Source organism: Chryseobacterium binzhouense (assembly GCF_007474545.1).
GTDB lineage: Bacteria > Bacteroidota > Bacteroidia > Flavobacteriales > Weeksellaceae > Chryseobacterium > Chryseobacterium binzhouense.
Map to the genome: position 1 here is coordinate 265,993 of NZ_VKOG01000004.1, position 13,663 is coordinate 279,655.

At 35.6% G+C, this 13,663-nt stretch carries 15 protein-coding genes; 9 read left to right on the top strand and 6 right to left on the bottom strand.

The window, feature by feature from the left end; genetic code table 11:
• Positions 1–43 precede the first annotated feature (43 nt).
• The 6 genes from FNE73_RS12005 to FNE73_RS12030 all read right to left on the bottom strand — a co-directional run bounded on the left by FNE73_RS12005 (position 44) and on the right by FNE73_RS12030 (position 6,389).
• Positions 44–940, bottom strand: coding sequence for a helix-turn-helix domain-containing protein (locus tag FNE73_RS12005; RefSeq protein WP_143884840.1), 897 nt, complete (start codon positions 938–940; stop codon positions 44–46).
• Between the two features lie 398 nt (positions 941–1,338).
• Positions 1,339–2,340: an aldo/keto reductase gene (locus tag FNE73_RS12010; protein ID WP_143884841.1), complete on the bottom strand. Its 1,002-nt coding sequence runs from the start codon at positions 2,338–2,340 to the stop codon at positions 1,339–1,341.
• A gap of 89 nt (positions 2,341–2,429) precedes the next feature.
• Positions 2,430–3,344 (bottom strand): helix-turn-helix domain-containing protein, encoded by a 915-nt coding sequence (locus FNE73_RS12015; protein ID WP_143884842.1) that lies wholly within the window; start codon positions 3,342–3,344, stop codon positions 2,430–2,432.
• A gap of 48 nt (positions 3,345–3,392) precedes the next feature.
• Positions 3,393–4,232: an SDR family oxidoreductase gene (locus FNE73_RS12020; RefSeq protein WP_143884843.1), complete on the bottom strand. Its 840-nt coding sequence runs from the start codon at positions 4,230–4,232 to the stop codon at positions 3,393–3,395.
• Positions 4,233–4,446: 214 nt separating this feature from the next.
• Positions 4,447–5,130 carry a response regulator transcription factor gene (locus FNE73_RS12025; protein ID WP_143884844.1) on the bottom strand — a complete coding sequence of 228 codons (684 nt, stop codon included), beginning with the start codon at positions 5,128–5,130 and terminating at the stop codon, positions 4,447–4,449.
• 5 nt (positions 5,131–5,135) lie between these two features.
• The gene (locus tag FNE73_RS12030; RefSeq protein ID WP_143884845.1) at positions 5,136–6,389 is read right to left on the bottom strand and encodes a sensor histidine kinase; all 1,254 of its coding nucleotides are present in this window, start codon (positions 6,387–6,389) and stop codon (positions 5,136–5,138) included.
• Between the two features lie 164 nt (positions 6,390–6,553).
• Between FNE73_RS12030 and FNE73_RS12035 the strand changes: the two genes are divergently transcribed.
• From FNE73_RS12035 to FNE73_RS12075, 9 genes are all read left to right on the top strand, one after another.
• The gene (locus FNE73_RS12035; protein WP_143884846.1) at positions 6,554–6,970 is read left to right on the top strand and encodes a DUF1573 domain-containing protein; all 417 of its coding nucleotides are present in this window, start codon (positions 6,554–6,556) and stop codon (positions 6,968–6,970) included.
• 166 nt (positions 6,971–7,136) lie between these two features.
• On the top strand, positions 7,137–8,018 hold the full coding sequence (locus FNE73_RS12040) for an SDR family oxidoreductase (RefSeq protein WP_143884847.1): 882 nt from the start codon (positions 7,137–7,139) through the stop codon (positions 8,016–8,018).
• Positions 8,019–8,225: 207 nt separating this feature from the next.
• The gene (locus tag FNE73_RS12045; RefSeq protein ID WP_143884848.1) at positions 8,226–9,113 is read left to right on the top strand and encodes a DUF2589 domain-containing protein; all 888 of its coding nucleotides are present in this window, start codon (positions 8,226–8,228) and stop codon (positions 9,111–9,113) included.
• An 18-nt stretch (positions 9,114–9,131) separates the two neighbouring features.
• Positions 9,132–9,830 (top strand): hypothetical protein, encoded by a 699-nt coding sequence (locus FNE73_RS12050; protein WP_143884849.1) that lies wholly within the window; start codon positions 9,132–9,134, stop codon positions 9,828–9,830.
• The gene (locus FNE73_RS12055) at positions 9,830–10,408 is read left to right on the top strand and encodes a hypothetical protein (RefSeq protein WP_143884850.1); all 579 of its coding nucleotides are present in this window, start codon (positions 9,830–9,832) and stop codon (positions 10,406–10,408) included. The genes FNE73_RS12050 and FNE73_RS12055 overlap by 1 nt, the downstream gene beginning before the upstream one ends.
• 13 nt (positions 10,409–10,421) lie before the next feature.
• Positions 10,422–11,678 (top strand): S8 family peptidase, encoded by a 1,257-nt coding sequence (locus FNE73_RS12060; RefSeq protein ID WP_143884851.1) that lies wholly within the window; start codon positions 10,422–10,424, stop codon positions 11,676–11,678.
• 2 nt (positions 11,679–11,680) lie between these two features.
• Positions 11,681–11,884, top strand: coding sequence for a hypothetical protein (locus FNE73_RS12065; protein WP_143884852.1), 204 nt, complete (start codon positions 11,681–11,683; stop codon positions 11,882–11,884).
• Positions 11,885–11,952: 68 nt separating this feature from the next.
• On the top strand, positions 11,953–12,780 hold the full coding sequence (locus tag FNE73_RS12070; protein ID WP_143884853.1) for an endonuclease/exonuclease/phosphatase family protein: 828 nt from the start codon (positions 11,953–11,955) through the stop codon (positions 12,778–12,780).
• A 136-nt stretch (positions 12,781–12,916) separates the two neighbouring features.
• Positions 12,917–13,621, top strand: a complete 705-nt coding sequence (locus FNE73_RS12075; RefSeq protein WP_143884854.1) for an FKBP-type peptidyl-prolyl cis-trans isomerase — start codon at positions 12,917–12,919, stop codon at positions 13,619–13,621.
• The last annotated feature ends 42 nt before the right edge of the window (positions 13,622–13,663 follow it).

Below are 13,663 nucleotides of genomic sequence, written 5' to 3' on the forward strand. Positions count from 1 at the left end.
GAAGATTAAGCTGAAAAACCTGTTCATTATGCAAGAAAAAATATCAATTAAATGACTGCCGAAATTCCAGTGGTGACATACTTGTTTTCTTTTTGAAAAGTGTAGAAAAAGACTGTGAATGCTCGAATCCCAGTTCATAAGCAATCTCACTTATTGATAATTCAGTCGTAGAAAGTTTCTCTTTTGCCTTACCGATAAGCTTTTCGTGAATATGTTGCTGCGTGTTTTGTCCGGTGTGAACCCGCAAAAAGTCACTCAGATAATTAGGAGAAATATTCATTGCTTCGGCAATCTGATGAACAGTCAGCAAACCTTTTTGAGCCGACTCTTGAGCAAAATAATTATTCAGAAACGTCTCAAACTTCGCCAAAATCTGATGATTTCCGCTTTTTCGGGTAATAAATTGTCTCTCATAAAACCGCTTTGAGTAATTTAGCAGCAACTCTATCTGTGACAGAATAATTTCCTGCGTATGCTGGTCGATACGTTCACATTCCTTATCAATTTTATTCAGAATTTCCAACAAATTATTTTCTTCATCTTCAGACAGATGCAACGCTTCATTCACAGCATAAGAGAAAAACCCGTAAGATAAAACCGTTTTTGCCAAAGAATGTTTCAACAGAAAATCCTCGTGAAAAATCAAAAGATAACCTGTATTTTCACAATCCATCGTCTTTAAATCCAGATATTGTACCTGATTCGGCGCCGTAAAACTCAAAACTCCTTTGTCATAATCGTAATGTTGCTGTCCGTATTTTATTTTTCCGGTCGCATTCCGTTTTAAGGCAACACAATAATAATGGCTTACAAATCCTTTCCACACATCATCTTCAATGAAAACACTTTCCGAAAGATTGATGACACTTACCATCGGATGTTTCGGTTCGGGAAGTGATAATAACCGATGAAACTGTGAAATAGATTTTATGGTGTTCATATTTTGAAATTCTATATAATAAAGGTAATAATTATTTGACTCCGTCGAACCACTTTGTTAGGTTTGGGCAACTTAATCCGTCTTCCACTCCCGCTTTTTCACTCCACTTTGTTTCGCAAAAAGAGCTACGTTCAAACCTAACGAAGTGGTTCATCATTCCAAATAAAAAAATAAAAAAGATGAGATAAGCCAGGGCGCAATCGTATTGCGTTTTAATTTAACCACAAAATGCACAAAAGATATTGCAAAATATTGTTTAGATAATCAAAGCTCTCAAAAAAATCAAAGATTTAAAAACTTATGTGTTCTTTTATCGGTCTAACAAGAAACTTTAAAAACATCCAAAAACTTTTGTACCTTTTGTGGTTAAATAAAATTCGTGCATTCGTGGCAAAAAATCAATAATCCAAAAGTCCCATCCCAAACTCATCGTAAGTCGCTCCTGTGTCCGTTCCTAAAGGTACAATACTTTCCAAGTTTTGTAAATCAGATTCATTCAATTGGATATTTGTCGCTTCAATATTCTGTTCAAGATATTTTCTGCGTTTCGTTCCCGGAATCGGAATAATTCCTTTGCTGATAATCCACGCCAAAGCCAATTGTGAAGATGTAATATCTTTTTCTTTCGCCATAATTTCAATCGCTTTTACTAGTTCAATATTTTTATAAAAATGTGCCTCCTGAAAACGAGGAATTCCTCGTCGGAAATCATTTTCCGGCAAATCGTCAATGGTTTTAATGTTTCCGGATAAAAATCCTCTTCCTAAAGGAGAATACGCCACAAAGCCAATTCCCAAATCATTCAGAGTTTTAATTACCCCTTTTTCTTCAACTGTTCTTTCAAATAAAGAATATTCACTTTGTACTGCGGAAATCGGATGAACAGCGTTTGCTCTTCTCACGGTTTCCGAACCAACTTCCGACAAACCAATATAACCGATTTTCCCTTCCTTTACCAAATCGCTCATCGCTCCAACGGTCTCTTCAATCGGAACATTTTTATCGAGACGATGCATATAATAAAGGTCGATGTAATCGGTTTTCAGATTTTTCAAAGAACGTTCAACCGATTTTTTTACATAATCTTTTTGACCGTTGATTTTCCAGGTGACTTGTTCATTGTCATCAATTTCCCATCCGAATTTCGTCGCAATAATGTATTGGTCACGATTTCCTTCGATGGCCTTTGCAATCAGCTGTTCATTTTTAAAAGGACCGTACAAATCAGCCGTGTCGAGAAAATTTCCGCCCAATTCCAAAGAACGGTGAATGGTTGCAATTGATTCTTTCTCATCAGATTTTCCATACATATCAGCATCGCCAAAACCTGTCATTCCCATACATCCCAAACCGATATTCGGGATAATTAATCCTTGGTTTCCTAATTTTACTTTTTTCATTTATCTTGATTTTTAATAAGACAAAGTTGATGAGAAATCTAAAATCGGATGTATGCAAAATGACGAATGTTGTATGAGAATTACTGATGTCAGTTAAACGACTTCCGAAACTCCAAAGGTGAAATATCTGTTTTAGCTTTAAATAATTTGCTGAAAGACTGCGAATGCTCAAATCCCAATTCATAAGCAATCTCGCTCACTGAAAGTTCAGTCGTGGAAAGCTTTACTTTTGCTTTTTCAATCAGTTTTTCGTGAATGTGTTGCTGCGTCGTTTGCCCCGTCAAAGACTTCAAAAGACTTCCTAAATAATTAGTGGAAATATTTAGTGATTCAGCAATATAATTGGCGGTTGGCAAACCTTTGTTGATGACTTTATTATTGAAATAATCTTCCAGAATATTTTCCAATTTATCCAAAATCTGGTGATTGCTCTTTTTTCTGGTGATGAATTGTCTTTGATAAAACCGTTCGCAGTAATTCAAAATCACTTCAATTTGGGAAATGATGATATTCTGAGTGAATTCATCAATTCCAGATTGGTATTCTCTTTCAATGCCTTTAAAAAGACCGATTAAAGTTTCCTCTTCTTTTTCGGAAAGAAACAAAGCTTCATTCACATCGTAACCGAAGAATTTATAATTGTGAATGGTCTTTGCCAAAGGGGTATTCCAAATGAAATCTGGATGAAAAGCCAAAAGAAATCCCGAAGGTTTTGTGTCGTACTTGTCAATAATCATCCTAACCAATTGTCTGGGCGCAATGAAGCACATTAGACCGCCATCGAAATCATACTGGCTCTGTCCGTAATGCAACTTACCTTGCAGATTCCGCTTGAATCCCATAAAATACAACTCCTGAACCCAGCTGATTTCAGGCTCATCAATTTGATATTCTACCTGGCTGTAATCCACCAGACTAACCAGCGGATGCTGAGGCTGAGACAATCCGCAAATCCTGTGAAATTCAGCAACGGTATCTATAGTGTATAATTTTCTGTTAGTCATAACCTGAAGAATTAAAGGCAACAGTCCGTCAACTGCTGCCTTACAAAATTAATAATCTGTTGAAATACTTAATGTTTTGAAATCAGAAATTTCATTCTGAAGTGTGCTTAATTTATTGTTTGCCATTTGAAAAGCATCGGAACCTAAAACTAAATGAACCGGCGGATTTTCCATTGCTGCTAATTCTACAAGCGCCACCGCTGCTTTTTCCGGGTCGCCGGGCTGATTGCCATTGATGTCCTGCTCGTGTGCTTTTTGGATTTGTCTTGTCATCGTATACGCATCAATTTCATTTTCAGGAGTGCGAAGTGAACCTCCGGTAAGAAATTCAGTTCTGAAATATCCGGGATAAACCACCGTAGCATTCACGCCAAATTCTTTCGCCTCAGCAGCCAAACCTTCCGTGAAGCCTACGACTGCAAACTTGGTTGCGCAATAGATTCCCCAACCAGGAAAATCTCCGGTCAATCCGCCAATGGATGCAATGTTGATAACAAGACCGCTTTTCTGTGCTCTAAGATATGGCATTGATTTTCTGATAACATTAAGAGAACCAAAGACATTGGTATCGAAATTCTGGCGGCTTTCTTTGTCGGTCAGCTCCTCCAAAGTTCCCAATTGTCCGTAACCGGCATTATTCACAATTACATCTAACTTCCCGAATTTCTCAACTGTTTTAGAAATCGCTTCTGAAACAGAATTTTCATTCACCAGATCCACTTCCAGTGGAAGAAATTCAGAATTTTCTGCGCTGATGACTTTCTGTAATTCTGAAATATTTCTTGAAGTTGCCGCAACGAAATAACCTTCAGCTATTAATTTTTTTACTAATGTTAGTCCTAAACCTTTTGAAGCGCCTGTTACAAACCATACTTTTTTTGTACTCATTTTGATTGTTTTTAATGGGGTTAATTATTTACAGTACAAAGTTGATGATTGATAAACAGAACAATGTGACCAAATCAAAGATTATTGTAGCCAAAACCAATAATCTAATAATTTGAAATCTGAAAATATTAAAAGATTGTTGAATTATTTTTTTTAAATTTCTGGTTTTAGCCTAAGTTTCAATTAGAAACAATCATATAAAGCCAGAAAAAGATTATTTCTCTGAAAACCGGAAGCCGATTCCATGAATGTTTTCTATTCTTATATTTTCTTCAAAAGAAAAAATCTTTCGCAGTCTGGAAATAAAAACATCTAAACTCCGTCCCATGAAATAATCGTCATCTCCCCAGATTGCTTTCAGTATTTCCTGTCTTTTCAGAACCGTATTTTTATTTTTAATAAAAAAAAGTAATAATTCTGATTCTCTCTGAGTAAGAGAAACCATTTTGCCTGATTGATCTTTTAAAGTATAATTTTGAGGATCAAAAGAAAAATTGCCTACTCCGTAATTTAGAGAGACGGGTTGTGTCTTTTTTGATCTTTTCAGAAAAATTTCAATTTTGAGAATGAGTTCTTCAATACTGAAAGGTTTTACCAGATAATCATCGGCTCCAAGCCTTAGACCTTTAATCCGATCTTCCTTTAAAGATTTGGCAGAAATAAAAATAATAGGAATTTCAGAATCTGCATTTCTGATGTGTTCTGCAAGTTCAAAACCGTCCATTCCGGGCATCGTGATATCCAGAAGACAAATATCAAAATCGTAATTGCGAAAGGCTTCCAATGCAGTTTTTCCGTCCGCACAATAGTGAATGTCATAATGATTTTCCAGACTGTCCTGAATCAGAAATGCAATCGTCTGATCATCTTCGGCATATAAAATTTTAGATTTCTCCATATCTGTTAATTTTGAAAGGGAATAAAGATCATAATAGTAATACCCTGATCTGGATTATTCTCAACCGAGATTTTCCACCGGTGCTGCTGTACAATTTTTTTCACGTAAAATAATCCAAGCCCAAACCCACTGACTTCATCAGATTTTCTGGTATTTATTCTGTAAAACTGATCAAAAACAGATGAAATATTTTTATCCGGAATTCCTATTCCGTTGTCTTTGAATTTTAAATAAAATCCTTTTGAATCTTTGGTTTCAGAAATTTCAATATGAGGTTTTCTGTCACAGTATTTTATTGAATTATCTATGATATTATGCACCACATTGCTGAAATGGAATTCGTCTGCCAGTATAGTTGTTTCATTTTCAATTTTTATATCAATCCTTACGTTTTCATTTTTTTGACTGATCTGTTGTTTAATATCATTCAGAAAAGATGAAATATTTATTTCCTGAAGATTTAATTTTAGTCCGGAAGCATCATTTTTAGCAATATTCAAAATTTTTTCGATATGATGATTCAGCTTATTTCCCTGATTGGCAATGATGGCTGTATAAGTCTTTAATTTTTGGCTGCTTTGAATTGTTTCCTGCTTACCCAAAGCTTCTGCTGCCAAAAGAATAGATGACAATGGCGTCTTGAACTCATGAGTCATATTGTTGATAAAATCACGTTGAAGTTCGGAGAATTTTTTCTGCTGAATAATGGTGTAAATAGAATACACATAAACAAAAAGTATCACAATGAGAGCAATCGTCAATACATACCAGAATTTCAGTGAGCTTACAAGATAAGTTGTTTTATCAGGAAACCGTATTGAAAAATAATATACCAGATTTTCATGTTTCGGAAAGCTGATCATCTTTCTTTCCGGCTCCTGATCTTTAGTTGAGATATATCTTCCGTACACCATGCGATCACTGTGGCAGTTGTAAACCGCATAAACATAATCTGTGTTGATCTGAAATCTGGTAAATTCCGTTTTTAAATAATGCTCCAGAATTGTAGGGTCAAATTCGTTGTTAATATCTACTACATAATAGTCATTTGCTATATTCTGTACCGGGTTTTCCGTAAACGACGCTTTGGAGCCGTAGAGTTTTTTTACAACTTCCAACAATGCAATATTAACTTTCTGATTAAACTTTTTATCCTCCAGATGATAGGCTTGTCTCGTCCACAAAAGCTGGGCAATCAAAATTCCGATAATCGCCACAAAACCTAAACTGATAATGATATTAAGTTTTTTTATTTCCATATTATGAAACAATATTATTTAAAAAAACAATGAGAAATACAGCATTAACAACTTATTAACAAACATTAGAGAGCAATTAACAAAATTAATCCTTTATGAGATATACATTTGTCATATCAAAATAAAATATTTAGAATAATTATTAATTTAAAAATCGAAATACTATGAAAAAATTTACCATTTCTGCGCTTTTGGCGGCTTTAGCATTTTCACCTATTTATGCTAATGTATTTCCTGTTGAGAGCTCTTCTGTTATTAAAGTTATAGCTGATGCCATTAAATGGAAAGCAGAGACTATTGATGTGGGAAATATTCCGCAGGGAAAACCAAAACTGATCAGATTTGAATTTACCAATACTTCCGGAAAGCCAATTATGATAGAAAATGTTGCGCCATCTTGCGGCTGCACAACTGCCGATTATACCAAAACAGAAATTAAACCCGGCAAAAAAGGCTTTGTAGAAGCAAGTTATAATGCTGCAAATCCGGGAGCTTTTACCAAAACCGTCAATGTAACTACAAGTGACAGCAAAACACCTAAAACACTTACATTCAAAGGAGTTGTAATTGCTGATAAATAACATCAATTTAGTTTTATAGTTGTAAAAAGTCTGATAACTATTTATCAGGCTTTTATGTTTTTCAGGGTTAATATCTTGAGCATAGCTTTTCCGAACCGCTAAAAGAAATTTTTATACTAAATTTACAAAACACACATTATCTGATTATCGTTAAAATATTCAAAATATGAATTTGTACACACAACCTATGCTGCGTGAAGGCGCATTACAAGATAAAGTTGCCATTGTTACAGGAGGCGGAAGCGGACTTGGCAAAGCAATGACCAAATACTTTCTTGAACTGGGCGCAAAAGTAGTTATCACATCCAGAAATCTGGAAAAATTACAAATTACCGCCAAAGAGCTTGAAGAACAAACCGGAGGAAGAGTACTTTGCGTAGCATGCGATGTACGAAACTGGGATGAAGTAGAAGCCATGAAAGAGGCTGCTTTAAAGGAATTCGGAAAAATTGACATTCTTCTGAATAATGCTGCCGGAAATTTTATTTCACCAACAGAAAGATTAACGCATTCTGCCTTTGATTCTATTTTGGATATTGTATTGAAAGGAACCAAAAACTGTACGCTTTCCATTGGAAAACATTGGATTGATTCTAAAACTCCAGGAACAGTATTGAATATTGTCACAACTTACGCTTGGACGGGTTCAGCATACGTTGTTCCGTCTGCTTGTGCAAAAGCCGGAGTTTTGGCAATGACAAGATCTTTAGCTGTTGAATGGGCAAAATACGGAATCCGTTTCAATGCTATTGCGCCCGGTCCTTTTCCTACAAAAGGAGCATGGGACCGACTGCTTCCGGGAGATTTGCAGGAGAAATTTGATATGAGAAAAAAAGTGCCGCTGAGAAGAGTCGGTGAACATCAGGAACTGGCAAATCTTGCCGCTTATCTGGTTTCTGACTATTCTGCTTATATGAATGGCGAAGTAGTAACCATTGACGGTGGAGAATGGCTTCAGGGTGCAGGAGAATTTAACATGCTGGAAGATATTCCGCAGGAAATGTGGGATGCGCTGGAAGCAATGATTAAAGCAAAAAAATCGAATTAACTATAATTTCTAACTTTATTAATACCATTAAACTCTTTTAAAAATTTTTAAAAGAGTTTTTTATTAGTTACCACTAACATTTACTTAACAATACATTTTCCGTTAGGGAAAAACACCCTTTCAATTTCGGTGATTTACCTGCAATGTTTTCTTTTTTAGCGAGATACATTTGTACTACAAATTAGTATTAACCAAAACAAAATCAAAATGGAAACATTGAAATCGGTGCTGGAAGCCAATCACACCAAAAAATCAAAAAACGAATTAATTGAACTTTTATCCGGAGTACAGCAAATAATTTCTCCGAATGTGTATGATAAAATTTCAGGAGTGGAAATCTCTGAACTGAAAGATCTTTCAACAAAAGAAATTCTTTCGATCATTGATCAGTTCAAATCTGCTTATGACGAAAAATGGGAAAAATCTTTAGCCAGCGCATCATCACAAGTCTTAAAAATGATTTCTATGAGAATGGCTGCAGATGATGAAATTTTCAGAACTTCTGATGCCTCCAATGCAGATTTTGCTGCCGAACTGGGGAGTATAGACTTTGCTACCGTAATCGGAGGTCCGCTTGATGCTTGTGTGAAAGCACAATCCAATGCTTCAGTTTCTACAGTAAGTTTTATTAATGAGGTTGGTTTTGAAGCTACTGATCCCAACAATCCCAATAGTCCTAAGAAACTGAGAATGGCAGATTTTAAATACAAAAAAAATGTGCCTAACCCTGATTTTGATGACACAAAACCTGAAAGCAATTCTAATCCAAAAACAATTCAGCAGGATGTTGAACTTTCGGTTCCGTTTATTGCGTTACTGAATGTTCCGTGCTTCAGAATAGAATCCTGTGAAGTAGATTTTAATGTGAAGCTCAATTCTACATACACCAAAGATGTAAGCAGCAATTTTGGGATTGATGCAGGTGCTTCGGGAGGATGGGGTCCGGTAAAATTCAGTGTAAATGTTTCTTACAAACGTTCTTCAAGCACAGGAATTAAAGTGGAAAAAGAATATTCTTTAGGAGTAAAAGTACGGGCAACCAACGATGAAATGCCTGCAGGACTGGAAAAAGTTTTAGGTTTGCTCGCTCAGTAAATTTTAAATTTTACGACTATGATAAAATTATCAGATTACCTGGATTATCTCAACAATGAGATAATTCAGGCTCGTAAAAGAGCAGACGAAAACGCTATTGCCATCGCAAAAGAATACGCCAAACATGAATATCTGAAATATTTTACAGCTCCGAGATATGCTTTACCCAGCGTAAAAATGGAAATCCCTCTAAAAATTACTGATATTGATGCAGATGAAAAGTATAATTTTAAAATAAATGAAGATCAGCTGATTGGTGAAGTAAATGAAAGAATCCGTCTCGTCAACAGAGAAAAAAGGCTTAATATCACAGAAATTTCTAAAAAGCAGATTCAGACTGAAGACTTTAAATCAATATTTAAAAAACTGGAGTCTACCGATCAGAAGTTTGGAAAGCTTCCCACAACAGAGGTGGTGAAATTAGATTTAAAATCACAGATAAAAACTTTAAATACTGGAATTTTCCGGCCACAGGACGGAAGTTCAGATACAGAAGTCAACGAGCTAAAGGAAATCTTCTCTAGTGTGTTACTGAATAAATATAAGCTTGTGAACTCCAAACTGAATAATATCTATATTGATCCCAACACAACATCCGCAGAAGATAAAGACAAATTATTTATAAATCTTCAGGTTTCGATGGAAGCGGAAGGAATCCGCATCGTGTCTTACAAAGATAAAGACGGTAAAGAAGTAGAACAAATAACATTTGAGTAATGCAGGAACTGATTCATCATACAACGCAGACTTTGGAGTTTCATCTGGATCAACTTAATAAAATTCAGGAAGTATATCTTGCGAAATCCTTTGATTTTGACAGCCAGTTTGATACTTTTCTTCATCAATTGCTTGATTATTTTAAAGCCAAAGGAAATACGACTCGCGAATCTGAAGTTCTGAAAATAATGAGCATGATTGAAACAGTAAAACGTGGCTTTAATCCAGTGAAACTTGAAAATATCAGCTCCGGAAAACGAAATTTGTTGTACGGTTTTTCTTTTAACGGAATTGAAATGATTCACGGGTTTCTTACTGAGCTGCTCGCAAAAGAACAGAAAAAACTTGATGAATCGGAAGAATTACTTTCAGGCTTGATGATTTCTCTTTATCAAAACAATATTCTGGATGATGCTACAATTAAAGAGCTGAATTCTGTTATAAAAATAGGTCAGTTTTGGGAACAGCTGCTTTTACAGAATACATCTATTGCAGGAATCAACAAAAAACTGAGACTGAGCCTTTTATCAGAAGACATTTATCTCATTATTGAAAAAATACTAACCAAGATCACATAAACATACATCAGCCATGGAAAACGAAAGATACATCGTCCTTTTGAAGGATCAGGCGAAAAGTTCCATCAAAAAAGTGGAAAAAGAACTGGAAGTAAGCATTACCTCATCAGAGTTTCTGTCGAAAGACAACCGCTCTTATGAAGTGATTGATGAGGACAACGGAGTTTTATACAAAAATCTCGGAGTAATGGTAGTAGAAAATATGGATGAAGACCAGCTGAAAAAAGCCGTGAAAAACGAATCTAATCCTATCATGTACTTTGAGAAAGAAAGAGATTTTTTTCAGGCAGATGAAATGAAAATTATTGCCGAACTCAAGAAAAAATCGGCTGAGCTTTCCGATAAAATCAGTGAACTGGAAAACTTCATCAACAACAAACCGATTCCTCCAAAAAACTTAATTGAACTGGAATGGGGACTTAAAGCAATTGGAATTGACAGAACATCATTTACCGGAAAAGGAATTGATATCTGCATTCTGGATACCGGACTTGAAATGACCCATCCTGACTTTTCAGCAAGAACCGTTGAAGGAAAATCTTTCATTGAAGGCGAAGACTGGAATTCTGATCCGAATGGTCACGGAACTCACTGCGCAGGAATTGCTGCCGGAAATTTACGCTCTGATACCGGAAAACGCTACGGGATCGCAAAAGACTGTAATCTGAAAGTTGCCAAAGTACTTTCAAATCAGGGAAAAGGAACAACAAGCAGCGTGATTGATGCCATCGACTGGGCTATTACAAAAAAATTCAGAATACTTTCACTTTCACTTGCTGCTCCGGTCGGCATCAACGAAAAACCGTCCGTACTTTTTGAAACAGTAGGAAACAGAGCTTTGGAAAACAACTGTCTCATCATTGCGGCAGCGGGAAATGACAGCAGCAGACCTTCTCTTCCAAAACCGGTTTCTGCACCGGCAAATTCGCCTTCTATTATGGCAGTTGCAGCGATTGACGGACAAATGAAAATTGCAAGGTTTTCAAATGCGGGCATCAATCCTTTGGAAGGCGGAAACATTGATGTCTGCGCTCCAGGAGTGGATATTTTCAGCAGTTACTCCAAAAATATTAAAAATAAAAACTATTATGCGCCGTTAAGCGGAACCAGCATGGCAACACCTCATGTTTCAGGTCTTGCAGCCCTACTGATGGAACAGTTTCCGGAAAAAACAGCGAAAGAGATATGGAAACTGATTGAAACTCAGGCAAAACCTATTGAAGGATTGAAATACAGGGATATAGGAAGCGGTTTAATCCAAATCATCTAAGCATGAAAACTTATCTCGCCGTTTTGAAAAGCGATGTTGACTCCGAAGAATTCAGGGAATTTTTAAATCTTAAAAAAATAAAAATTCTTGATTACTATAAAGTCCTGCAAGTGTTTAAAATACAAAGTGATAAAAAACTAAATCCAAAAGATTTCAAAAAATTCTGTATAAGTATTGAAGAAGATCGGAATGATTTAACCATTTAATTACATCAAAAAAGTTTCTCTCTCGTTGAGAAACTTTATTTTTGTTTAAATTTAATACAACACCAAAAATGAATTTCAGGTTAACTACTCTACTTCTGCTATTTTTTTCATTTATGTTTTCGCAAAATTTAAAAGTCATGTCATTTAATATCCGGCTGAATCTTGATTCTGATAAAGAAAATTCCTGGACTAACAGAAAACAGGATGCCATTGATCTGCTGAATTATTATCAGCCAGATTATTTTGGCGTACAGGAAGCTCTTCCGGAACAAATGAAAGACATTAAAAACGGAATGCAAAACTACGAATACGTAGGCGTAGGAAGAGATGACGGAAAAGAAAAAGGTGAGTTTTCTGCCTTGTTTTATGATAAGGAGAAACTTCAGGTTTTAAAATCCGGAACTTTCTGGCTTTCTGAAACACCGGAGAAACCGTCTAAAGGATGGGATGCTGCTTACAACAGAATTTGCACCTATGCTTTTTTTAAAGATAAAAAATCGAAAAAAGAATTTTTAGCAATGAATATTCATTTTGACCATGTAGGAAATGTGGCGAGAGTGAAGTCTGCGGATCTGATTCTGAAAAAAGCAAAAGAAATGAATCCTAAAAATCTTCCAGTCATTCTGAGCGGGGATTTTAATTTAACTGAAGAAACTGAGCCTGTACAAATACTTTCAAGAAATTTAGACGATACTTTTTATAAATCAGAAACTAAACATTATGGTCCTGTAGGAACTTTTACCGGATTCAATATCAATGAAATTCCCCAAAACAGAATTGATTATATTTTTGTAAAAGGCTTTACAATAAAATCTCACAGGCACATTAATGACCGAAGAGAAAATCTTCTGTATCCTTCTGATCATTTTCCTGTTTTGGTTGATCTGCAGTTTTAATCATAAATTAATCAAATCAACTATCAGATGATCAATTGAAAATTGTGGTAAAAAAATTATTTTGCAATAAGAATTTCTATAATTAATGATAGATTTGCAGCGATTAAAATAATTTACTGATCAATAATAAATTTAAATGAAAAAACAGATTACTGCATTATTCTGCATAGCAGCATTAAGTGTTTCGTGTGATAAGAAAGATGGCACACAAGGAGACAGCAAGTATACGGATGACCAAAAAGCTTCTTACTATATCGGTCTTAATATTGCACAAAATATGAAGCAGGAGGGCTTCAAAGTAGATGCAGATCTTTTGGCACAGGCTATCAAAGAAGAAATGGAAGGCAAAGAAAAACTGATGCCTGCCGAAGAGATGAATACCTTTATGCAGGAATTTATGCAGAAGCAAAGTGAAAAGAAACATTCTGAAGCATTAGCACAGGCAGGGGAAAACAAGAAAAAGGGTCAGGAGTTTCTTGCCAAAAATAAAAGCAATCCTAAAGTGAAGACTACCGCATCCGGTTTACAATACGAAATATTACAGGAAGGAGATGGTACAACCAAACCTAAAGCATCAGATATTGTACAGGTAAAATATACCGGAAAACTGCTTGATGGAACTGTTTTCGATTCTACCGATAAAAATGGTGGCGCCCCAATGGATATCAATCTTGGTGCAGTCATAAAAGGATGGACGGAAGGTATCCAACTCATGAGTAAAGGATCTAAATACAGATTTTACATCCCTTCAGATTTAGCTTACGGAGACAACGGAGCCGGAGCAGCAATTCCGGCAGGTTCTACCATCATCTTTGATGTGGAATTGGTCAATATAAAATAAGCTGAAAAATTTTTCAGAATAATAAACAAAAAAAAGGAGTAC

Excerpts from the sequence above, each read along its gene's own strand:
- FNE73_RS12005 (WP_143884840.1), bottom strand. The coding sequence starts at position 940 with ATGAACACCATAAAATCTATTTCACAGTTTCATCGGTTATTATCACTT.
- FNE73_RS12010 (WP_143884841.1), bottom strand. The coding sequence starts at position 2,340 with ATGAAAAAAGTAAAATTAGGAAACCAAGGATTAATTATCCCGAATATC.
- FNE73_RS12015 (WP_143884842.1), bottom strand. The coding sequence starts at position 3,344 with ATGACTAACAGAAAATTATACACTATAGATACCGTTGCTGAATTTCAC.
- FNE73_RS12020 (WP_143884843.1), bottom strand. The coding sequence starts at position 4,232 with ATGAGTACAAAAAAAGTATGGTTTGTAACAGGCGCTTCAAAAGGTTTA.
- FNE73_RS12025 (WP_143884844.1), bottom strand. The coding sequence starts at position 5,130 with ATGGAGAAATCTAAAATTTTATATGCCGAAGATGATCAGACGATTGCA.
- FNE73_RS12030 (WP_143884845.1), bottom strand. The coding sequence starts at position 6,389 with ATGGAAATAAAAAAACTTAATATCATTATCAGTTTAGGTTTTGTGGCG.
- FNE73_RS12035 (WP_143884846.1), top strand. The coding sequence starts at position 6,554 with ATGAAAAAATTTACCATTTCTGCGCTTTTGGCGGCTTTAGCATTTTCA.
- FNE73_RS12040 (WP_143884847.1), top strand. The coding sequence starts at position 7,137 with ATGAATTTGTACACACAACCTATGCTGCGTGAAGGCGCATTACAAGAT.
- FNE73_RS12045 (WP_143884848.1), top strand. The coding sequence starts at position 8,226 with ATGGAAACATTGAAATCGGTGCTGGAAGCCAATCACACCAAAAAATCA.
- FNE73_RS12050 (WP_143884849.1), top strand. The coding sequence starts at position 9,132 with ATGATAAAATTATCAGATTACCTGGATTATCTCAACAATGAGATAATT.
- FNE73_RS12055 (WP_143884850.1), top strand. The coding sequence starts at position 9,830 with ATGCAGGAACTGATTCATCATACAACGCAGACTTTGGAGTTTCATCTG.
- FNE73_RS12060 (WP_143884851.1), top strand. The coding sequence starts at position 10,422 with ATGGAAAACGAAAGATACATCGTCCTTTTGAAGGATCAGGCGAAAAGT.
- FNE73_RS12065 (WP_143884852.1), top strand. The coding sequence starts at position 11,681 with ATGAAAACTTATCTCGCCGTTTTGAAAAGCGATGTTGACTCCGAAGAA.
- FNE73_RS12070 (WP_143884853.1), top strand. The coding sequence starts at position 11,953 with ATGAATTTCAGGTTAACTACTCTACTTCTGCTATTTTTTTCATTTATG.
- FNE73_RS12075 (WP_143884854.1), top strand. The coding sequence starts at position 12,917 with ATGAAAAAACAGATTACTGCATTATTCTGCATAGCAGCATTAAGTGTT.